General features: G+C 73.3%; 19 protein-coding genes and 1 pseudogene. 12 read left to right on the top strand and 8 right to left on the bottom strand.

Annotation, left to right across the window (positions count from 1 at the left end; all coding sequences use genetic code 11):
* The 3 genes and pseudogenes from PT931_RS25885 to PT931_RS25875 form a co-directional block, all read left to right on the top strand.
* Positions 1-252, top strand: a pseudogene (locus tag PT931_RS25885) (hypothetical protein); the annotation flags it as partial.
* A gap of 28 nt (positions 253-280) precedes the next feature.
* Positions 281-1,480 (top strand): non-hydrolyzing UDP-N-acetylglucosamine 2-epimerase, encoded by a 1,200-nt coding sequence (gene wecB / locus PT931_RS25880; protein ID WP_456248299.1) that lies wholly within the window; start codon positions 281-283, stop codon positions 1,478-1,480.
* Positions 1,481-1,664: 184 nt separating this feature from the next.
* The gene (locus tag PT931_RS25875; RefSeq protein ID WP_456248298.1) at positions 1,665-2,222 is read left to right on the top strand and encodes a DoxX family protein; all 558 of its coding nucleotides are present in this window, start codon (positions 1,665-1,667) and stop codon (positions 2,220-2,222) included.
* Here PT931_RS25875 and PT931_RS25870 read toward each other — a convergent pair.
* A complete protein-coding gene (locus tag PT931_RS25870; protein ID WP_456248297.1) occupies positions 2,145-2,924 on the bottom strand; it encodes an alpha/beta fold hydrolase in 780 nt (259 codons plus the stop codon). The two genes, PT931_RS25875 and PT931_RS25870, sit on opposite strands and share 78 nt — an antisense overlap.
* Before the next feature lie 60 nt (positions 2,925-2,984).
* On the opposite strand from PT931_RS25870, the gene PT931_RS25865 reads away from it, so the two are divergent.
* The 6 genes from PT931_RS25865 to PT931_RS25840 all read left to right on the top strand — a co-directional run bounded on the left by PT931_RS25865 (position 2,985) and on the right by PT931_RS25840 (position 9,468).
* Positions 2,985-4,019 carry a winged helix DNA-binding domain-containing protein gene (locus tag PT931_RS25865; RefSeq protein WP_456248296.1) on the top strand — a complete coding sequence of 345 codons (1,035 nt, stop codon included), beginning with the start codon at positions 2,985-2,987 and terminating at the stop codon, positions 4,017-4,019.
* Between the two features lie 403 nt (positions 4,020-4,422).
* On the top strand, positions 4,423-5,928 hold the full coding sequence (locus PT931_RS25860) for a carboxylesterase/lipase family protein (protein WP_456248295.1): 1,506 nt from the start codon (positions 4,423-4,425) through the stop codon (positions 5,926-5,928).
* A gap of 59 nt (positions 5,929-5,987) precedes the next feature.
* Positions 5,988-6,353: an iron chaperone gene (locus PT931_RS25855; protein WP_456248294.1), complete on the top strand. Its 366-nt coding sequence runs from the start codon at positions 5,988-5,990 to the stop codon at positions 6,351-6,353.
* Between the two features lie 194 nt (positions 6,354-6,547).
* A complete protein-coding gene (locus PT931_RS25850; RefSeq protein WP_456248293.1) occupies positions 6,548-7,273 on the top strand; it encodes a TIGR03089 family protein in 726 nt (241 codons plus the stop codon).
* 402 nt (positions 7,274-7,675) lie between these two features.
* Positions 7,676-8,656, top strand: coding sequence for a TauD/TfdA family dioxygenase (locus PT931_RS25845; RefSeq protein ID WP_456248292.1), 981 nt, complete (start codon positions 7,676-7,678; stop codon positions 8,654-8,656).
* Between the two features lie 2 nt (positions 8,657-8,658).
* Positions 8,659-9,468, top strand: coding sequence for a hypothetical protein (locus PT931_RS25840; RefSeq protein WP_456248291.1), 810 nt, complete (start codon positions 8,659-8,661; stop codon positions 9,466-9,468).
* A gap of 41 nt (positions 9,469-9,509) precedes the next feature.
* Here the strand turns inward: PT931_RS25840 and PT931_RS25835 are convergent, their stop codons facing one another.
* From PT931_RS25835 to PT931_RS25825, 3 genes are read right to left on the bottom strand one after another with little or no spacing between them, the layout of a single operon-like run.
* On the bottom strand, positions 9,510-10,247 hold the full coding sequence (locus PT931_RS25835) for a VOC family protein (RefSeq protein WP_456248290.1): 738 nt from the start codon (positions 10,245-10,247) through the stop codon (positions 9,510-9,512).
* A gap of 18 nt (positions 10,248-10,265) precedes the next feature.
* Positions 10,266-10,931 (bottom strand): AAA family ATPase, encoded by a 666-nt coding sequence (locus PT931_RS25830; RefSeq protein WP_456248289.1) that lies wholly within the window; start codon positions 10,929-10,931, stop codon positions 10,266-10,268.
* A 52-nt stretch (positions 10,932-10,983) separates the two neighbouring features.
* A complete protein-coding gene (locus PT931_RS25825; RefSeq protein WP_456248288.1) occupies positions 10,984-11,964 on the bottom strand; it encodes a DUF5937 family protein in 981 nt (326 codons plus the stop codon).
* Between the two features lie 65 nt (positions 11,965-12,029).
* Here PT931_RS25825 and PT931_RS25820 point away from each other — a divergent pair, with 65 nt between their 5' ends.
* Positions 12,030-13,355: an MFS transporter gene (locus PT931_RS25820; protein WP_456248287.1), complete on the top strand. Its 1,326-nt coding sequence runs from the start codon at positions 12,030-12,032 to the stop codon at positions 13,353-13,355.
* A gap of 77 nt (positions 13,356-13,432) precedes the next feature.
* Here the strand turns inward: PT931_RS25820 and PT931_RS25815 are convergent, their stop codons facing one another.
* Positions 13,433-14,644: an erythromycin esterase family protein gene (locus PT931_RS25815; RefSeq protein ID WP_456248302.1), complete on the bottom strand. Its 1,212-nt coding sequence runs from the start codon at positions 14,642-14,644 to the stop codon at positions 13,433-13,435.
* An 86-nt stretch (positions 14,645-14,730) separates the two neighbouring features.
* Positions 14,731-15,117: a winged helix-turn-helix transcriptional regulator gene (locus tag PT931_RS25810; protein ID WP_456248286.1), complete on the bottom strand. Its 387-nt coding sequence runs from the start codon at positions 15,115-15,117 to the stop codon at positions 14,731-14,733.
* 68 nt (positions 15,118-15,185) lie between these two features.
* Between PT931_RS25810 and PT931_RS25805 the strand changes: the two genes are divergently transcribed.
* Positions 15,186-15,842, top strand: a complete 657-nt coding sequence (locus PT931_RS25805) for a nitroreductase family protein (protein ID WP_456248285.1) — start codon at positions 15,186-15,188, stop codon at positions 15,840-15,842.
* Between the two features lie 12 nt (positions 15,843-15,854).
* Here the strand turns inward: PT931_RS25805 and PT931_RS25800 are convergent, their stop codons facing one another.
* Both PT931_RS25800 and PT931_RS25795 read right to left on the bottom strand, forming a co-directional pair.
* Complete coding sequence (locus PT931_RS25800; RefSeq protein ID WP_456248284.1) at positions 15,855-16,382, bottom strand: hypothetical protein; 528 nt, start codon at positions 16,380-16,382, stop codon at positions 15,855-15,857.
* Between the two features lie 187 nt (positions 16,383-16,569).
* Positions 16,570-16,992 carry a hypothetical protein gene (locus PT931_RS25795; protein WP_456248283.1) on the bottom strand — a complete coding sequence of 141 codons (423 nt, stop codon included), beginning with the start codon at positions 16,990-16,992 and terminating at the stop codon, positions 16,570-16,572.
* 257 nt (positions 16,993-17,249) lie between these two features.
* Here PT931_RS25795 and PT931_RS25790 point away from each other — a divergent pair, with 257 nt between their 5' ends.
* Positions 17,250-19,967, top strand: coding sequence for a BTAD domain-containing putative transcriptional regulator (locus PT931_RS25790; RefSeq protein ID WP_456248282.1), 2,718 nt, complete (start codon positions 17,250-17,252; stop codon positions 19,965-19,967).
* Positions 19,968-19,972 lie beyond the last annotated feature (5 nt).

Below are 19,972 nucleotides of genomic sequence, written 5' to 3'. Positions count from 1 at the left end.
CTGGACGCCGCCCTCGTCGCAGCCACGGTCGGGACCCTGTTCGGCACGATGGCCGTCGCCGGCCTGTTCTGGGCCTTGGTACACCGCGCCAGCCTCGGCGACGCGTCCCTGTGGCGATGCGTGACCGCCGGCCTGGCCTACCCGTTCTTCCTACTCATCGGCTTGATGGCCACCCTGCGCGGCCTCGGCCGACACCTCACCGGACGCGGCACCTGGGCCAAAACAGACCGCGTCATCGAAGAACCCGCATGACCACCGCACCCATCGTCGAGGAGACCCCATGACCGAGGTTCACCTCGTCGTCGGCACCCGCCCGGAAGCCATCAAGATCGCACCGCTGGTCCTCGCCGCCCGCGCGGCCGGCCGGATCACGCCCGTCATCGTGGCCACCGGTCAGCACCCGACCATGGTCGCCGAGGCCCTAGCCGCGTTCGGCCTGGACGTCGACGTCGCTTTGACCCTGGACCGGCGCACCGGAACCCAGCCGGAACTGGTCACCCAGATCCTCACCGGCCTCGACGCACACCTCGCCGCGACGAACCCCGCCGCCGTGGTCGTGCACGGGGACACCACCAGCACTCTCGCCGGGGCACTCGCCGCGTTCTGGCGACGGATCCCCGTCGTGCACCTGGAAGCCGGCCTGCGGTCCGGAGACCTCGCCTCACCGTTCCCCGAAGAGGCCAACCGGCGGCTCGTCGGACAGATCAGCCAACTCAACCTCGCACCCACCACCCGCGCCGAGGAGAACCTGCGCCGCGAAGGCGTCCCGGGCGAGGTCGTGTTGACGGGCAACACCGTCGTGGACGCGGCCCTCGCCGTCGCCGCGCGCAACCACCCCCTCGGGGATCCCCGGCTCGAAGACGTCCTCGCAGGCGGGCACCGCATCGTCCTGGTCACCGCGCACCGCCGCGAGTCCTGGGGCGCGCCGCTCGACCACATCCTGGGGGCCGTCGCCACCCTGCACGACCGCTACCCCGACCTGCGGATCGTCCTCCCCAGCCACCCCAACCCCGACGTGCGCGCCCAGGTCGACAACGGGCTCGCCCACCTGCCCCGGGTGACCATCACCGACCCGCTCCCGTACCAGGACCTCACCAGACTCCTCGCCGCCAGCCACCTCGTCCTGTCCGACTCCGGCGGCATCCAGGAGGAGGCGCCCACCTTCGGCGTACCCGTCCTCGTCCTGCGCGAGGTCACCGAGCGCGTCGAGGCCATCGAGGCCGGGTGCGCCCAACTGGTCGGCACCGACCCGGCGGTGATCCTCGCCGCCGCCGACCAGCTCCTCACGGACCCGGAGCGACACCGCCAGATGAGCACCGTCGTGAACCCGTTCGGCGACGGCACCGCCGGGGCACAGGCCGAGGAGGCAATCGTGCGGATGCTGTGGGAGCAGCGGACCGCCGCGGCCGCCCTGGCACTGCCGGCGCTGGCCAGCCTGCAACCCGGCGCGCAGCCGATGCTCACCGAGGCCGCGCACTGAGGCGATCGTCGATCTGGGTCGTCCCAGCCCACTTCTCGGTTTCCGGTTCGTGATTGCGCAGGTGGAGCGCGTTTCGCGTGTCCCACGGTGTCCCACGGACGGCGCGCGGACCGGCACACCGGTGGTCGGATCACTTCCGACGACAGCCCGACCGGGCGCACCGGAAGTGAAGGAAACGACCGCCATGACCACTCAGATCAGCGCGAACCCGACCGGCGCCAGCCGACCCCGCGGGAAGCGGTTCACCCTCGACGGCTCACTGTGGGTACTGCAGGTGCTGGGCGGCTTCTTCTTCGCCGGCAGCGGCTTCGGCAAGGTACTGCTCTACGACGACGCCCTGTACGCGACGGCCCCCCGGGCCGTCGCCTGGTACGCGGCGGTCCCCCAGCCGCTGATCGTCTTCATCGGGATCGTCGAGGTGCTCGGCGGCATCGGGCTGATCCTGCCCGCGCTGACCCGGGTCGCGCCGAAGCTGACGCCGCTCGCCGGCGCCGGCCTGGCTCTGACGATGATCCTCGCGGCCGGCTTCCACGTCCTGCGCGGCGAGTACGAGCTGGTGCCGGCCAACATCGTGCTGGGAGGAGTGGCGGGGTTCCTCGCGCACGGCCGGTGGAACCTGCGGCCCGTCGGGTCCGGACCGCTCACCACCGGGCGGGTACTCGGATCAGTCGCGGTCGTCGCCGCGCTGGCCCTGCTGGTGTTCGGCCCGACGTGGTACACGATGACCCACGCCCGGTTCTGAGGCGCTCCCCGGCGGCGGGTGCCAGGTGCCGAGCCAGGTCGTGGCGTGTGCCGACAGGACGCGGGCGAGCTCCGTCGGGGCGTCGCGGGCCACGAGATGGCCGGCGTCCGGTACCCAGGAGATGGTGACCCCGGGGTTGGCCCTGCGGAGCCGGTCCACCTCGGCGTCGCCCAGCGGGGACCGTCCCCCGCGCACGAGCAGGAGGGGTACGTCCAGCGCCGCGGCCCCCGCCAGCAGTTCGGGGCCCGAGGCCAGGATGTCCGCCACGAGGTGGGCGTAGGGGTCGAGGAGGCCGCGGTCACCGAGCCCGGCGAGCACCCCGCCGGGATCCGGGGCCGGGACGACGTCCACGAGCACGAGGCCGGCGACGCGGTGCGCGACGGCGGGTTGCGCCAGGGCGGCCAGGGCGGCGAACCCGCCGAGGGAGGCGCCGACCACGACGATCGGCGCCGGCTCCCGGGCCAGCATCGCGAGCACGTCGTCGGTGAGGGTCCGCAGGGTGGTCGCCCGGCCCGGGCTGTCCCCGTGTCCGCGCAGGTCGTAGGCCACCGTCCGCAGCCCGTGCCCGGTCATCCGCGCCGCGACCGGGGCCCAGACACCGCGGTGTTCCCCGCCCGCGTGGAGCAGCAGGACCGTCGGTCCCGTGCCGGTCACCGTGCCGTGCAGGGTGACCTCGCCCAGGTCGAGGGTGATCTCTGCCATCGGGACTCCCCCCTGCCGTGAGGTCCCAAGGTACCGGAGCCGGTGGCTAGGGTGGGTCCCGTGCAGCTCACCGACGACGCGGTCCGGACCGTCCGGCTCCGCGCCCAGCTCCTGGCCGATCCCGTGGACACGGTCGCCGCCGTCGCGGCGCGGGTCCCCGTCCAGGCCCAGGCCACGCCCGCCGCCCGGTTGGCGGTGCGGGCCCGCAGTACCGGCCTGACCAGGACCGATGTGGACGCGGCCCGCGCCGACGGCTCCGTGGTCCGCACGTGGGCGATGCGGGGCACCCTGCACCTGCTGGCCGCCGCCGACGTGCGGTGGATCGTCGGGCTGCTCGGGCCGCGGTTCGCCAGGGCCGGCCGGGGGCGGCGGTACCAGCTCGGGCTCGACGACGAGGTGGCCGAGCGCGGTCTGACCGTGCTGGCGGCGGTGCTCGCCGACGGTCCGCTCGCCCGGGACGCGATCGTCGAGCGGCTCGCCGGGCACGGCTTCCGACTGGACGGGCGGTCCCAGGCCCCGGCGCACCTGCTCGCGCTCGCCGCGCACCGGGGGCTGGTCTGCTGCGGTCCGGAGGAGACGTACACCCTGCTCGACGACTGGGTACCAGCCTCGCCGGCGCCCGACGACCCGCTCGCCGAGCTGGCCCGCCGGTATCTCGCGGGGCACGGGGTCGCCGGTCCCGAGGACCTCGCCGCCTGGTCGGGGCTACCGCTCGGCACGGCGCGCCGCGCGTTCGACGCGATCCGGGCCGAGCTGCGGCCCGCCGGGCCCGGGTTCGCGCTCGCCGGGACGGACCTCGCCCCCGACCGGGAGGGGACGGCCCGGCTGCTGGGCGCGTTCGACACGTACCTGTTGGGGTACCGGGCCCGCGACGTCGACCCGGCGCACGCCCGACGGATCAACACGGGTGGCGGCATGATCGCGCCGACCGCCCTGGTCAGCGGGTCGGTGGTCGGTACGTGGCGGCTCGAACGCGGCACCGCGACCGTGGAGCCCTTCGGCGCGCTGTCGGCGGGGGCGGTCGCGGAGCTGGAGGTCGAGGCCGCCGACCTGGGCAGGTTCCTGGGCGAACCCGTCCGCCTCGCCGTCGCCTGACGGGAGTCGCCCCGGGCAGGGGCGGCTCCGCCGGATCCGTCGCGTGGCGTCACCTCCGCGATGCCCGACCAGCCGGGACACCCGCCCGTCGGCCGGCGCCTCACCGGCTTCGGGCTGCCGGCCCCGGATGCCCGTCACCCGGGTGTGGATCCGAACCGCTGCCCTGACCCGACACCCGCGACCCAACCTGCCAATTGGTCGTTGGCCGGCGCGGCGCACCGGTGGGCTGTGGGTCGGCTCGGGGTGCTGGTGGGCTGTGGGCCGGCTCGCGGCCCGCCTATGGGCGCTGGCGCTGGCGTGCGGCCCGCCGGTGGGTAATTGGCTGGCGCGCGGCGTGACGGGGCGGGGATGATCCGGGCTGGTGCCATGTCGGGTCCGACCCGTCCTGTGAGGGAGTAGTCACGTGCCCCATGTCGAGGTCCGCCCGGCCACCGGGGCACTGCGCGGCGTCTGGGAGTCGGACGTGGCCGTCTTCCGAGGCATCCCGTTCGCCGAGCCGCCCGTCGGCGCGCTTCGGTTCGCCGCACCCGAGCCGGTGCGTGCCTGGGACGGGGTGCGCGACGCCCTGTCGTTCGGCCCGCCGCCCCCGCAGGCCGGCGTGTTCGGCATGGACACCGTGGCGCGGGACGCGGGCGGGGACTGGCTGACCGTCAACGTGTTCTCCCCCGCGCCGGATCCCGGCGCGGGGCTCCCGGTCATGGTGTGGATCCAGGGCGGCGCCTACACGATCGGGATGTCCGGCCTCCCCGAGTGGGACGGCACCAGGCTCGCGCGGGACGGCGTCGTGGTGGTGACGTTCAACTACCGGGTGGGGATCGAGGGGTTCGCGCGGATCGAGGGGGCGCCCGCCAACCGGGGCCTGCTCGACCAGGTCGCCGCGCTGGAGTGGGTCCGCGACAACATCCGCGCCTTCGGCGGCGCCCCCGACCGGGTGACCGTCTTCGGCCAGTCGGCCGGGGGCGGATCGGTCGCCGCCCTGCTGGCGATGCCGCGCGCGGCCGGGCTCTTCCACCGCGCCATCGCGCAGAGCGTGCAGGGCACGTACTTCACGCCGGAACTCGCCGCCGACATCGCCACCGCCTTCGCCGCCGAGCTCGGACTGCGGCCCACGGTGGCCGACCTGTCGACCGTGGCCCCGGCCCTCCTTCCCGCCGCCGGGGACACGGTCACCGCCAGGATCGGACAGTGGGCGCACCGCTGGGGGCTGGCCGCGCACCGGACGATCCCGTTCTCCCCCGTCCTCGACGAGGACACCCTTCCCGTCACCCCGTGGCAGGCCCTGGCCGACGGGGCCGGCCGCGACATCGGGCTCCTCGTCGGCCACACGCGCGACGAGCAGCGGCTGCTCACCGCGCTCGACGGCCTGCTCGGACAGGTGACGCCGGAGCTGGCTGCGGCCGCGCTGGACGACCTGGGCCCCGGACCGGACGGCGCGCGCCGGTACCGCGACGCCTTCCCCGCGGCGGGACCGGAGGAGCTGTACGAGCTGGTCAACTCCGACCGCCTGTTCCGCATGCCGACCCTGCACCTCGCCCGGGCGCAGACCACCGGCGGCGGGCGTGCCTTCCTCTACGAGCTGACCTGGTCCGCCCCGGGGATGGGCGGTGTCCTCGGCGCCTGCCACGGCCTCGACGTACCCCTCGTCTTCGGCAATCTGGACCGCGGTCAGCCCGCCAAGCTGATCGGCGAGGGACCCTCCCCCGAGGCGGAGGCGCTGTCCGGACGGATGCGCGCCGCGTGGACGGCGTTCGCCACGCACGGCGACCCCGGCTGGCCGGCCTACGACGACGGGCGACGCCGCACGCGGATCTTCGACGTGGAGCAGGCCGTCACCGCCTACCCGGAGGAGGCGTCCCGGCTGATCTGGCGGGACCACACGTTCCCGGCGTTGCCGCTGCTCGGTCGGTAGGCGCGGCCGTTCCCCGGGTGCCGATGGCGGGCCGCGACCGGCGCGGCTAGGGTCGGGCCATGGTCAGCAGCAGCGCGCCGGACGTCGACGCCTACATCGCCGAGGCCCCCGAGGGGCGGCGCGCCGCGTTGACCCGGCTGGCCGCGCTGTGCCGGGCCGAGCTGACCGGCTTCGACGAGGTGATGGCCTACGGCATGCCCGGTTACGTGCGGGACGGCACGGACGGGGTCGCGTTCGCCAGCCAGAAGCAGTACATCTCGTTCTATCTGCTCCGCACCGACGTGCGGGACGCGTTCGCCGAGCGGCTCGCCGGGCTGCCGATGGGCAAGGGCTGCATCCGGTTCCGTAACCCCGAGAAGATCGACTTCGACCTGGTACGGGACCTGCTGCGCGCGACGGCTGCGACCCGTGGAACGGCCTGCTGACGGGGCTGTCGACCGGCCCAGTCCTGGCCCGCCCACCGCGCCGCAGCGGATCATCCGTGCGGGACGACGGCAGGGATCGCGCGGCACCGGACGCCCAGCGGTGGGTTTCAGCATCGTGCCACGCCACCGGTGTGGCCGCTGTCGGGGCTCCTAGACTGGCCCCGGAGACCGACCGTCGATCCCCGGAGCAGCCGATGTCCACCGCCCTGCTGGCACTCGTCGGCGACGCCGTCCGCGTCGACCGCCCCCTCCTGGCCTACCGCGACGACGCCACCGGCGAGCACGTCGAGCTGAGCGCCACGGACCTCGGCGGCTGGGTCGCCCGGACCGCGAGCCTGCTGCGCGACGGGTGCGGGCTGCGGCCCGGCGACCGGGTCGCGGTCCTGGCGCCGCCGCACTGGCAGACCGCCGCCGTGCTGCTGGGCGCCTGGTCGCTCGGCCTGTCCGTGTCGTTCCGCTCGTGGGCGGCGGCGGGACTGTCCGACGCCCGGGACTCCGACGCGCCCTTCGACGCGGTGTTCGTCACGCGCGGCCGGCTCGGCAGCTGGCTGGAGACCGTGCCGGAGGCCAACCACAGGTTCGTGCTCAACCTCGCTCCCGGCGACGCCGAACGCCCGCCCGCCGAGGGCTTCTACCTCGACTTCCTCGCGGAGGTCGGCCGCTTCCCGGACGTCACGCCGGCGTACGCGGAGGTCCGGCCCCACGACGCGGCGAGCCCGGACGGCACCACCTACGAGGAGTGGGCCCGGGCGGCACGGGGTGTCGCCGAGCACATCGGTGTCCGCCCGGGCGACCGGCTGCTGGTCGACGTGACCGCGTCCGAGGAGCCGCTGATGTGGCTGCTCGCGCCGCTGTCGGTGGGCGCCTCGATCCTGCTGTACGCGAATCTCGACGAGGCCACCCTGGCCGGCCTGGTCTGACGGGTCCGGAAGCCGCACGTCCGGGCTCTCGGCGGAGGAACGCCGGGGTCAGCCCGGGGCGAGGAGGCGGAAGCGGGGCGGCGCGCGGAATCGCCGTCGGAACCGACCGTTCGTCCGACGACGGTGGTAGCGCGGACGGCCAGGCGGGAATGGATGATCAGCGGAAAACCCACCCGGATGACACCCGGTCCCGCTGGTAACGTCCACAATGGCCACTGATCGGAACGCATCCGCAATGCGAATCCCGCGCCTATTTCCCCTTGTGAACCTCGCCTGATTCGCAGCCCACGAGAGGTACGTTCCATTCTCCCAGAAGGGAAGAAAGTGAACTACTCGGAGTCCGGTTGGAACACCCATTCGCTGACTGATCGGGAAAGCGAGCTGATACATGACCTCGCCGCTGTGACCGACCACGATCCCTACGACGACCTGGAGGGCTTCTCCCGCGAAGCGGCGCACGCGTGGGCCGCCCTGGACGATCACACCCGCCACCTCGTGACGTCCCTGGCGGACGGCTCGAGCGAGCGCCCCGAGCTCTACGTCTCGAACCTTCCCGAGGTCAGGAACCTGCCGCCCACGCCCTCGGTCACCCGCTCCTGGGCGCGGATCCCCCACGACCAGGTCAGTGAGGCGGCCATGCTGACCTTCGCCGTCGGTCTCGGCCACCCGATGTCGTACCTCGACCAACGCGACGGCTCGGTGTTCCACGACATCTATCCCACCTCCGGCAACGCGGCGGAGGTCTCCAGTCAGAGCTCCATTGTCAGCCTCGGACACCACACGGAAATGTTCTTCCATCCGGAACCGCCGGACTTTCTGATGCTGCACTGCCTGCGCTCGCTGCCGGAACGCCGCGCGTACACGAGCGTTTCGAGCCTTGGTGACATGGAGGCGATTCTGGACGACGAAGACCGTCAGGTCCTGCGCGAGCCGCTCTTCGCCCTCGACCTCGCACGCCTGCACGGCATGTACGTCAACGAGGGCCGCCCCATCGCCGAGGACGATCCGCGTCCCCGCGTACCGGCGATCTCCTCTCCGGCGGCGACGCAGCGGTTCCGGTTCGAACCCGGGCTCGTGACACCGACGACGGCCGCCGCCGCACGCGCGATGCACCACGCGGAGGACGCCGCCGACCGGGTGGCCGTCCGGGGCACCATCCGGGAGCGGGGCCTGTTCATCGTGGACAACCGGCGTGCCGCGCACTCCAGGTCGCCCTTCAGCGCCCGGTTCGACGGCCGGGACCGCTGGCTGAAGCGCATGATGATCGGCACCGCGCCCGCCTTCCGGTCCGGCGTCATCCGGCACCACGATCTGGACCTGCTCCGGACCTGGCGCGCCAACGGTGCCATCATCGAGCACGTCGCCTACCCGGCACGGGGCTGACCATGGCGCTTCCTTTCACCGCCACCTCCTTCGCGTTGCCCGCGTCGGGCTTCGAGGACGGCCTGGTCGAGGCCGTCGGTTCCGAACTCGCCGTCTCCGGCATCGCGCGCGTCACGGGATTTCCCGGCGACCCCCGGATGTTCGTGGACTTCCTCGCCATGCTGGGCGAACCGCTGTGCTACTACGGCGACAGCAAGGGGACCCATCCCGACCATCCGGCGATCTGGCGGATCAGGTACGAGCCCAGGGACGCCGCCAACGGTGACGCCCACGCCGTGGCCGGACCACTCGTCCCGCACTCGTCGCAGGCGCTCCGGTCACCACGGCCGCCGTACTTCGGCATGCTCATGGTCGACAACGGCTGGCAGGACCTGCCCGATGGCCACACCGGCGCGTCCCTCGTCGTGGCCTGGCGCGACGCCGTCCGACTGCTCCACCTCGCCCCGCACGGCGCGGAGACCCTGGCTGACCTGTTCGCCCCGGTGCCATTTCCCGACGGCCTCGCACGTCCCGTCGCGTACACCCTGGCCACGGCCGACGACGACGCCGACATCGGCGTACGCCTGAAGAGTGATCTGCTGTCCTTTCTCACGGAACACGTGCCCGACCATCCCGGGATCCCCGCGGTCCGGCGACTGACGGAAGCCGCCGTCGCGGTGGCCAGGCGGGTCCAACTGGCCTCGGGCGACCTGCTCATCGTCGACAATGACCGGTGGGGGCACGGCCGCGAGTCCGTCGTGGGCAGCCGGCCCGGACCGGACGGCGGCCTGGTGCTCAACCCCCGGGAACTGTGGAGTACGACGGTCGGTTGACCCGTGGACGTCGCACCTCGACGGCCTCCGGAGGGTCGGGGTCAGCCCGGGGCGAGGAGACAGAACTCGTTGCCCTCCGGGTCGGCCAGCACCGTCCACGGGACCTCGCCGCCGCCCAGGTCGACGGCGGTGGCGCCGAGCGCCCGGAGCCTGGCCGCCTCGACGTCCACGTCGTCCCCCGGGTACGGCCGGACGTCGAGGTGGACGCGGTTCCACCCGGTCTTCCTGTCGGGTACCCGGACGAACTCCAGGTACGGGCCGACGCCCGCGGCGGAGCGCAGTGTCGCACCGTCGTCGGTCACCTCGCCCACGGTCCAGTCCATGGCCCGGCCCCAGAATCCGGCCATGGCTCGCGGATCCGCGCAGCCGACCACCACGGCGGCGACGGGTCCGGTGTCCCGGTAGATCTCCCGGGGCTCCAGCACGCAGAACTCGTTGCCCTCCGGGTCGGCCAGCACCGTCCACGGCACGTCACCCTGGCCCACGTCTGCGGGTGTCGCCCCGAGACCGGTCAGGCGCGCCACCAGCTCCGCCCGGTGGGCCTCGGAGGTGGTGGCGAGGTCGACGTGCACGCGGTTCCTCGCCGTCTTCGGCTCCGGGGAGACGACGAGGTCGACGCAGACGGCGACCGGGTCCGGGTAGACGAAGCCCTCGGGTTCGAGGTTGGTCACGCCGGGTGCCTCGCTGGAGACTCCCCAGCCGAGCGCCGCCGCCCAGAAACCGCCCAACGCCGCGTCGTCCCGGGCCTTCATGGTGATCTGCACAAGCCGCGTTGCCACACCGGCGATCCTAGATGATCACCAGGCGGGCTCCGCCGCCGAACCCGGGCGCGGCGCCGGGTCGGTTGGCCGACCTGTCGGGGGGCGCCGACGACGTCCCCCTGAGAGCGTCGCGGAGCGCGAAGTCGGCTCCGTGTCGACCGGGCCGCCCGGTGGGGGCCAGCCCGCCGCGGCGGCGATCTGGTCGACCGCGGCGAGGAGGGTGGTCGGGTGGGCGATCACGCGTTCGCCGACGAGGCCGAGGACGTCGCCGGGCAGGTACCACCCGCGCATGTCGTCGATGGAGAACTCCGCCGCCTGCGGTCGGCCGCCGTGCCTGCGGACGGTCTCCTCGAACGGCACATCCAGGTACCAGAGGTGGACGGGGCCCTGGTGCGACGCGACCAGGTCGCCCACCATGTCCCCGTATCTGGCGCTGGCGAGGATCCCCTCCAGGATCACGTGGTACCCGTGGTCGAGCAGAAAGGTCGCGTTGTGGGCGACGAACGCCGGCGCGAGCCCGCCGGCGTTGTCGCGCTCGCGCAGGATGTGCCGGCGGAGCTGGTCCTGTTCCAGCAGCGCGACGCCCCGGCCGTACCGGAGCCGCACCTGGCGCGCCACGGTCGTCTTCCCCGAGCCCGAGTTGCCGCGGATGACGATCAGCGTCCGCGGGCCCGTACCGTTATCGTCTTGTTCGTTCTGCACTGTCCGGATCCTACCGATCACAAGGTCCGGTGGTTCCGCCAGCGGCCACCACTCAGGAGGGCCAGGGCGCCCCGCCGGCCAGGGCGTCGCCCAGCGGGGTCCGGCGGTAGAGCACGGAGCGGCCGGACCGGGCCCGGTCGAGCAGCCCGGCGCGGAGCAGGACGGTGAGATGGTCGCCGACCGCGCCGGGGGCCATCGCGAGGGACCGGGCGAGCTGGGTACCGCTGGCCGGCTCGTCGAGGGCCAGCAGCAGCCGGGCCCGGGACCGGCCGAGGAGCTGGCCGAGCGGTTCGGCGTCCGGCGCGGAGGTCGCCTGCCACAGGGCGCCGACGCCGCGCGCCGGGTAGACCAGGGTCTTGGGCCATGGTGGTTGGGTGTGCGCGGCGACGCCCGGCCAGACGAAGACGGACGGCACGAGCAGCAGGCCGTCGCCGCCGAGCCGGGCCTGGTTGTCCTCTCGGCTGTCCAGTACCTCGATGCCGTCGGCGTGCCAGCGGACCCGGGGGTGCAGTCCCTCGATCGCCGCCGACCAGCCGCCCCGGCCGAGCAGTCCGGAACGGTGCAGCACGTCGCGTTCCAGGATCGCCCGGAACTGGGGCCAGTCGGCGGCGAGCAGGCCGTGCCAGGCGGCCTCCAGGGCGTCGGCGAGCCGGGCCACCACATCGGGCCGGGTCAGGACGTCGAGGGCCGAGGGTTGGCGGCGGAGGCACTCGTCGATCTCGGCGCGCGCCGTGGCCGGGTCGGTGGCCCGGACGGTCGCGAGGTCGGCCTCCCAGGTCTGGGCGAGGCCTTGCGGGGGCGGCACGATGAAGCCGGCGCCGTGGCCGGGGGTGTGCAGAGCGAGAACAGCGTCGAGGGGTACCTCCCGGCGCAGTCGCCCGAACACCGGGGCGAGCCGGGCCGCCCAGGATGGCGGCAGTCGGTGTCCGTGTCGTCCGGCGAGCGCCGTGATCAGCCCGTTGAGCTCCCAGAGCGGGGAGATGCCGAACCGGCTGCGGACCAGGTCCTCGGCGGTTGCCTCGAAGCGCAGCATCCACCGAGGTTACGCCACTGGACGTAAGATTGGCCCGTGCGGGACGGCCCGGCCAGGATTCCGGCATGACGGAACGCGCCACGTTCGGACAGGTCCTCGCCGAGCCGACCTTCAGGATCATCTTCGGTACCCGCACGCTCGCCATCGCCGCCAACACCGTGCGGATGGTCGCCCTGTCCGTACTGGTCTACGCGCTGACCGGCTCGCCGCTGCTGGGCGCGGTGACCTTCGGGATCGGCTTCCTGCCGCAACTCCTCGGCGGGGTACTCCTCGGCGCGTACGCCGACCGGCTCCGGCCGCGCCGGCTCATCACGGCCGGCTACCTGCTGGAGGCCGCCAGCGCGCTGCTCCTCGGCCTCGGCGGCCTGCCGGTGTGGGCGATGCTGGTCGTCGTCGCGCTGGTGGCGTGCCTGAGCCCGGTGTTCGGCGGGGCGTCGAGCAAGCTGGTCGCCGTCGCGCTGACCGGGGACACCTACGTCCTCGGCCGGTCGTTGATGAGCATGGCCTCCTCGGGCGCGCAGCTGCTGGGGCTCGCGGGGGCCGGGGCCGCCGTCGCGTTCCTCGGGGCGCGGGAGGCGTTGCTGGTCAGCGCCGGCTGCATGCTGGTCGCGGCGTTGGTGGTCCGGTGGCGGCTGACCGACTTCGCGACCGCGGAGCCCGGCGCGCGCCCGGACCTGGAATCCGGCGGAGAGCCGCGCACGGCGCGTTGCGTGCCAGAGGAGACCGACGAGGTGCCGGGCAGCGGTGGGCGGCGGCGTTCGGCGGTCGCGGAGAGCCTGGCCGGCAGCCGGGAACTGCTCGCCGACCGGCGGGTCCGGGGTCTGCTGCTGGCACAGTGGCTCCCGCCCGGGCTCGTGGTCGGCGGCGAGAGCCTGCTGGTGCCGTACTCGGACGGGCGGGGGTTCCCGGCGGGCTCGGCGGGGCTGCTGCTGGCGTGCCTGCCGGTCGGGATGCTCGCCGGGGACGTGGTCGTCGCGCGGTTCGTGGGGCCGGCCCGGCGCGAGCGGTTGTACGGGCCGCTGGTCGCGCTCCTCGGCGTACCCCTCATGGGCATGGTTCTCGATCTGCCGTTGGCCGTGACCGGGGTGCTGTTGGCGCTGAGTGGGGCGGGGTTCGCGTTCGGGTTGACGTTGCAGCGGCAGTTCCTCGAGGCCGTGCCGGAGCCGATGCGGGGGCAGGCTTTCGCGTTGCTGAGCACGGGGCTGATGACCGTGCAGGGCGTGGGTCCCGTGCTGGTCGGCGGGCTGGCCGAGGTGGGCGGGACCGGGGTGGCGATCGGGGCGGCCGGGGTGGCCACCGCCGTCTGCGCGGTGGTGCTGCACCGGACGGTGCGCGACGTGCCGGCCGCGGTCCGCCCGGGCCGCGCGGCCGAGCCGGTCCGGCGGGCGTGAGGCCGGGACGCTCAGGCCTGGACGCTCGGGACGGGGTGCTCAGGCCGGGGCGCCCGGCCGGGGCTCGGGCCGGGGGCTCAGGCCGCCGACGGCTCCCGCTCCGGGGAGAGCGCGTGCAACGGATGCAGGGCGGTGGTGTGGTGGAACCAGCAGAACGCGTCGTACCGGGCACCGAGCACGACCGGTTCGTAGGCGTGCGGCTCGTGCAGCACACCCATCGCGCGGTGGTCGACCGGTTCGGTGAGCCAGCGGGGCTGGTCGACGCGCGGGAACACGAAGAGCGCGCGTTCGTGCCCGCTACCGCGCAGCAGCGCCTCGACGGACCCGTCCCGGGCGGGCGGGACGGCCATCGTCCGGGGCGGTTCCCCCCAGGCCGTCGCCGCGACCACGGTGCCCTGGTAGCCGCCGAAGCCGACGAGCACGACGGCGTCGGAGCCGTGCCGCTGCCGGGCGAGCTGGCCGACCCCGACCGGGCCCGCGGTGGCCCGGGCGTCACCGACGTGCGCGTTGTGCGCCCAGACCACGGCCCTGGCGCCCCGGCCGTAGTGCTCCAGCAGCCGGTCGAGGGTGTCGGCCAGGTGGGTGGCGCGCAGGTTCCGGGCGTCGGCGTCGCCGGCCACCATCGACCGGTAGTACCCCTCGGCTCCCGGAACGACGTCCCGGCTCTGCCAGCCGGCGAACTCCTCCCCCACCTGCTCGACCGCGTGCCGCCGCAGGTAGGTCAGCAGCCCGAGCACGCCGGGTTCCAGCCCCGCCCGCACGAACCGGACGGCCGCGCCCCGGTCGGGCGGTTCGAGGGCCCGGTAGGCGCGCACGGCCGCCGGGATCGCCGCCGGGTCGTGTCCGCGCAGGTAGTCGACGATCGCCCGGGTGGACTCCCGGAGGCCGTACACGTCCAGGCCGTGGAAGCCGACCCGCCGGTCGTGGCCCGCGTTCCACTGCCGCAGCCAGTCACAGAAGGCGAGTACCTCCTCGTTCGCCCACGTCCAGGTCGGCCACCGTTCGACGGCCCGCAGCGCGGCCACGGGCGCCGGCGGGTCGGCCCCGGTCGACCGGACGGCGCGGTCGACCCGCGCGCAGTCGGACCAGTCCCCCTCGACCGCGACGAACGAGAACCCGTGCTCGGCCACGAGCCTGCGGGTGATCTCGACCCGCCAGTGCTGGAAGTCGTGCGTACCGTGGTCGGCGGCGCCCAGCATCACTACGGACGCGGCGCCGATCCGCAGCATCAACGGGTCCAACGCCCCGGCGTTCGCCAGCAGATGGGCATGGGCGCCGAGGTCAGACATCCGCGTCGTCATCGCCACCTCCGAGTCCTGCCCTGGCCTACCCCGGTTCCCCGTTCCGGAAACAGCCATGGGCGGGGACCCCGCGCCTACGCCGGGGAGAGGCGCCGACGGGCCCGGGCCTCCTCGATCTCGTTGATGTGCGCCTCGGTCCACTCCCGGAGCGCGGCGATCGGCCCGGCCAGGCTGCGGCCGAGGTCGGTGAGGTCGTAGTCGACCCGGGGCGGGACGGTCGGGTGCACGGTGCGGGTGAGGAATCCGTCCGCCTCGAGTTGGCGCAGGGTCTGGGTGAGCATCTTCTGCGAGACGCCCTCGATCCGTCGGCTCAGGTCGGTGTAGCGCATGGTGCCGTCGACCAGGGCGTCGACGATGAGGATCGTCCACTTGCCCGCGATGTGGTTGAGGACCTGCCGGGTCGGACACCCGGCGGAGTAGACGTCGGCGGGCAGGCCGGAGGATTCCACGAGGTTGCGCACCCGAAGGAGAGTAGCGCACTTTCGAGTGCCCTCTTCCCAAAAGAGAGTGACTCTCCGAGAGTGAGTGCATGACGAACCGCACGCTCTCTGTCGCAGACGCCATCCGCACCCGCCGCTCGGTCCGGCACTACCGACCCGACCCGGTCCCCGGAGCCGACCTCGAAACACTGCTGGACCTCGCGATCGAGGCGCCGACCAGCTGGAACCTGCAGGACCGGTCGATCATCGTCGTGTCCAGCGAGGAGGGCCGCGCCGCCCTGACCCTCGCGACGGGCGGGCAGCCCCAACCCCAGGAGGCCCCGGTCGTTCTGGTCTTCGTGGCCGAACCGTGGGCCTGGCAGGAGGACCGCGGCGACGTCTACGCCCAGGCGCGGCACAACGGGGCCTGGACCGAGGAGTTCATCTCCATGTTCTCCGCCGCCTCGGCGGCGTTCCAGGTCGGACTCCGGGACCGGGGACTACTCCGCGAGTACGCGGTCAAGGACGCCATGATCGCCGCCAGCTTCGTGATGCTCGCGGCCACCGAACTGGGGCTGGCCACGTCCCCGATGAACGGCTGGGACGAGGCCCTGGTGAAGAAGGCGGTCGGCATCGACGACCGCGACGACCTGGCCATCGCCCTCCTGGTGTCGGTGGGCTATCCGGCGGAGCGACCCGGCCACCCCGGCCGCCGGGCCCCGGACCGCAACGTCCACCGGGAGCAGTTCGGGGCGCGGCCCGTGTGAGGTGGATCCGCGTCACGGTCCGGTCGAGCGGCGGAGTCGCCAGGCGTGCCGGACCCGACGCAGGACATAGCTGGCGAGGTTGAGCATCCACAGCACCGGCCAGTAGAGGACGAGGAGGACCATGAGGAAGACCGCGAAGGCCATGGCGTCGTACGCCCCGGGCGACCCGGTGAGGTCGACCATGGCGACGACACCCGCGACGACCGCCAGGCACAGGGCGATCGGCAGCAGCCCCGCCACCACCTGCCACGCCCTGCCGCCACGGAGGGCCAGTCGCTCCAGGCCCAGGGCCACGGGCACGATCGCCAGGGTCGCGACGCACACGATTCCGGTCGTCGACAGGGCGGCACCGGCGTACCCGGAGGCGGAGAAGGACTCGTCGATGAGGAGCACCGCGACGATGGGCGTGGTGGCGACGGCCCACACGCCCATCGCGACGAGGACGGTCACCGTGCCGGCGAGCAGGTGGCGAGCGAACAGCCAGCGCCCGCTCCGCAGCGCGAACGACGGTGGCGCTGCGTCAGGAACCGGGACGGACACGATGACTCCCCTGGGCGACGGGCGCGGATCCGGACCACCCTAACGGGCAGGCGCCCGACGGTGCGCCGCGAACCTCCATCGTGGGCCGTGCCGTCGGCCGGCCTCCGGGCGGGTGTTCCCACCGGGAGGCCGGCCCCCGTTCCGCACGGCGGGTCGGTGGGACCCTCCGTCCGTCAGTCAGCGGCCGTCAGCAGCACCGGGTGGCCGGGCCGACCCCGTTGTACACCGTCGATCCGTTGAGGCTGATCTGCACCCGGGTCCGGAACTCGAGGGAGGACGACCGGCCCTCGATGCTGACGCCGTTCCGGGTGTAGTGGCCCCTCGCGCATCCGGCGTTGGCCCAGGACGAATAGCCGACGATGCTGCCGTTCTGCCAGATCTCCCACCTGCTCTTCGACGTACAGCTGCCCGACCACGACGGCGCCGCGTTGATGTAGTAGTCCGGGTACATGGTCACGCCGTTGTCCGAGCTGCACACGCCGAGGTGCCAGCCGTTCTGGGTGATGTCGTTGCAGCCGCCGCCGCTGGCCTGAGCCGGGCTGGCGAGCAGGGCCGAGGCGAGAGCCGCGAGCATCACCATCGTGCCGACGATCGTTTTCCGTTGTGTCATGGTGACTCCAATGTGAGAGGGCCTGCGTGCACGGCACCGCCCGTCCGGCGCACGGGAGCCGGAGCGTCGGGCCGAACCGGGGGGATCCACTAGCGGCCAACTGGCTGCGGATGGAATGATCCGTGGCCGCTGCACAGCGGAGCTACAATTCGGCGCGCGACCAGATGGCTACACGGAGTGGATGGCGCGGGATGGCCGGGCAGGGCTGGGAGTTCCAGGTACTAGGGCCGCTGCGTGTGACCCGCGACGGTGCCGAGGTGTATCTCCAGTCCGCGTTCAAGACCAGGCTGGTGTTGGCGGTGCTGCTCGCGCGGCCGGATCAGCCCGTGTCGGCGGACATGCTGAGCGTGGCGCTGTGGGGTGACGAGCCGCCGCCGTCCGCGCGGCGCAACATCCAGCAGTACATCTACCAGGTGCGGCGTCTCGTGGGCGCGGACCTGTTGCGGCACCGTCAGGGCGTCTACACGCTGGCGGCGAGGGACCACCTCGACGCGACCCGGTTCGAGGCCCTCGCCGACGCGGGGGCGAAAGCCGTCGGGGCGGGAGACACCCACGCCGGAAGCCAGCACCTGCGCGCCGCGCTGGACTGCTGGCACGGCACCGCGTTCGACGGATTCGCCGACAACCCGTTGATCAGCGACACCGCGGCGTATCTGGACCGGCGCAGACTGGCGGTCGCCCTGCAATGGGCCGAGGCGGAACTCGACCTGGGCCGCGCGACGGAGATCCTCCCCCGACTGGGCGACCTGGTGCGCCTGCACCCCTTCGCCGAGGACCTGATCGCCGTCACCATGCTCGCGCTGTACCGGAGCGGCCGGCAGGCCGAGGCCCTGAACCTGTACACGGCGACCCGCACCCGGCTCGCCGACGAACTGGGGATCGACCCGTGCGAGGAGCTGCGGCGCCGACACGCGGACATCCTCCGCGACGATCCGGCGCTGCGCCCGCACCCCCTCCCCGCGGCCGGGATGCGCAGGTTCCTGCCGAGGGACGTTCCCCACTTTCTCGGCCGGAGCGCGGAGCTCGACCGCCTGGACGACTACTCCCGGCAGCGCCCGGACGGCGGCACCGTGCTCCTGAGCGCGATCGGCGGCATGGCGGGGGTCGGCAAGACCGCGCTGGCCGTGCACTGGGCCCGGCTGGCCGCCGACCGCTACCCGGACGGGCAGCTCTACATCAACCTGCGCGGCTATGACTGGCGCCGCCCGATGCCGGTCATCGACGCGTTGGCCCAGCTGCTGCGGATGGTCGGGGTGGCCGACGACGCGATCCCCTCCGATGTGGACGCGGCCAGCGCCCTGTTCCGTTCGCGCGTCGTCCACCAGCGGATGATCGTCGTGCTGGACAACGCGGGCATGGTCGAGCAGGTCCGCCCGCTGCTGCCCAGCGGCCGGGACAACTTCGTCGTCGTGACCAGTCGGGACCGGCTGACCGGCCTCGTCGCGATCGACGGCGCCCGCCGGGTCGATCTGGCGCCCCTGTCGCCCGGGGAGTCGGTGGAGCTGATGCGGCAGGTCATCGGCACCCGCCGGGTGGACCGGGACCCGGCCGCGGCGACCGCCCTCGCCACCGCGCTGGGTTGTCTGCCGCTGGCGATCCGGATCGCCGCCGCGACGCTCCAGGACCGTCCCGCGCAGACCCTCGACGACTACCTGCGCGAGCTCCGGGCCGCCGGACTGTCGGGCCTGGACATCGCCGACGACGAACTCGCGTCCGTCCGCGCGGTGTTCGCCCACTCGCTGGACTCGTTGCCGCACGCCGCCCAGCGGCTCTTCCACCTGCTGGGCGCGAATCCGGCCCCGGATCTCGGCACCGACGTCGCGGCGGCCCTGGCAGGTCAGGCCGCCGCGGACGTCGCGACACCGTTGGCACTGCTGTGTGACGCCAACCTGCTCATGGAGCAGGACGGCCGCTATCACATGCACGACCTGGTGCGGATGTACGCCACCGAGTTGGCGACCCGGTCACCGGAAACACCGGATGCCCTGGCCCGCCTCCTGGACTGGTACCTGCGGGCCTGCGCCGACGCCGACCGGACACTCGGCAGCACCGTCGACCGCGGACTCGAGCCCAGCGGGCTGACCTTCGCCGACGAGTGGGCGGCGGTGTCCTGGTTCGACACCGAGGGCACCGCCATCGTGGCCGTCGTCGCCGCGGTCGAACAGTCCCATCCGAAGCTGTGCTGGAACCTGACGGAGTCGCTGCAGGCGTGGCTGGAGAGGCGGCGGTCCCCGGCGGAGCGCCTGGTGATCCTGCGCCACGGCGAGCGCGCCGCCCGGGCGCACGGCGACCCGGCGGCCATCGTGGCCGCCCGCAACGCGCTCGTCCCGGCGCTGTACTACCTCAAGCGCTACGACGAGGCGCTCGAGGTCATCGCCGACGTCGTGACGCTGCGTCGCGAGCTGTCCGACGAGCGGGCCCTGGCCGCGTCGCTGTCCCACCACGCGATCCTGCTCGCCCAGCAGGGACACGACGAGCAGGCGCTGACGGCGTACCAGGAGTCGCTGCGGCTCCTGGAGAAGTTCCCCGACACCCTGGCCAAGCGGGGCACGATCTGGAACAACCTGGGCTGGGCCCACTACCTCGCCCGACGCTACGACGAGGCGATCGAGCACTATCAGCGTGCCGTGGACATCGCCCGGTCGACGGAGAACCAGCGGGACATCGCCTTCGCCGAGGGAAACCTGGGCACGGTCTACACCGTGCTCGCGGACCACGAACGCCAGCTCCACCACTGGCACAACTCGCTGGTCGCCGCCGAGGGGACGGGCGACATCCGGATGACGAGCAACGCCCATCAGAACGTCGGCATCGCCCACCGGTCGCTCGGCGACACGGACAGTGCCCGCACCCACCTGGAGAGTGCGCTGCGGCTGTGGCGCGCGCTGCCCGACCAGGACGAGATCGACGTCCTCGAAGGCCTGCTCGCCGACCTGGAGGACCACTGCGAGCGCCTCAGGACCAGCGAAACCTGAACCCC

The organism is Longispora urticae, assembly GCF_053902585.1.
The sequence above is the reverse complement of the archived record's forward strand: the minus strand, read 5'-3'. Positions and strand labels throughout refer to the sequence as shown.

What these genes read in the sequence shown, in the direction of transcription:
- wecB (WP_456248299.1), top strand. Translation starts at nt 281, where the DNA reads ATGACCGAGGTTCACCTCGTCGTCGGCACCCGCCCGGAAGCCATCAAG.
- PT931_RS25875 (WP_456248298.1), top strand. Translation starts at nt 1,665, where the DNA reads ATGACCACTCAGATCAGCGCGAACCCGACCGGCGCCAGCCGACCCCGC.
- PT931_RS25870 (WP_456248297.1), bottom strand. Translation starts at nt 2,924, where the DNA reads ATGGCAGAGATCACCCTCGACCTGGGCGAGGTCACCCTGCACGGCACG.
- PT931_RS25855 (WP_456248294.1), top strand. Translation starts at nt 5,988, where the DNA reads ATGGTCAGCAGCAGCGCGCCGGACGTCGACGCCTACATCGCCGAGGCC.
- PT931_RS25850 (WP_456248293.1), top strand. Translation starts at nt 6,548, where the DNA reads ATGTCCACCGCCCTGCTGGCACTCGTCGGCGACGCCGTCCGCGTCGAC.
- PT931_RS25840 (WP_456248291.1), top strand. Translation starts at nt 8,659, where the DNA reads ATGGCGCTTCCTTTCACCGCCACCTCCTTCGCGTTGCCCGCGTCGGGC.
- PT931_RS25825 (WP_456248288.1), bottom strand. Translation starts at nt 11,964, where the DNA reads ATGCTGCGCTTCGAGGCAACCGCCGAGGACCTGGTCCGCAGCCGGTTC.
- PT931_RS25820 (WP_456248287.1), top strand. Translation starts at nt 12,030, where the DNA reads ATGACGGAACGCGCCACGTTCGGACAGGTCCTCGCCGAGCCGACCTTC.
- PT931_RS25815 (WP_456248302.1), bottom strand. Translation starts at nt 14,644, where the DNA reads ATGTCTGACCTCGGCGCCCATGCCCATCTGCTGGCGAACGCCGGGGCG.
- PT931_RS25805 (WP_456248285.1), top strand. Translation starts at nt 15,186, where the DNA reads ATGACGAACCGCACGCTCTCTGTCGCAGACGCCATCCGCACCCGCCGC.
- PT931_RS25795 (WP_456248283.1), bottom strand. Translation starts at nt 16,992, where the DNA reads ATGACACAACGGAAAACGATCGTCGGCACGATGGTGATGCTCGCGGCT.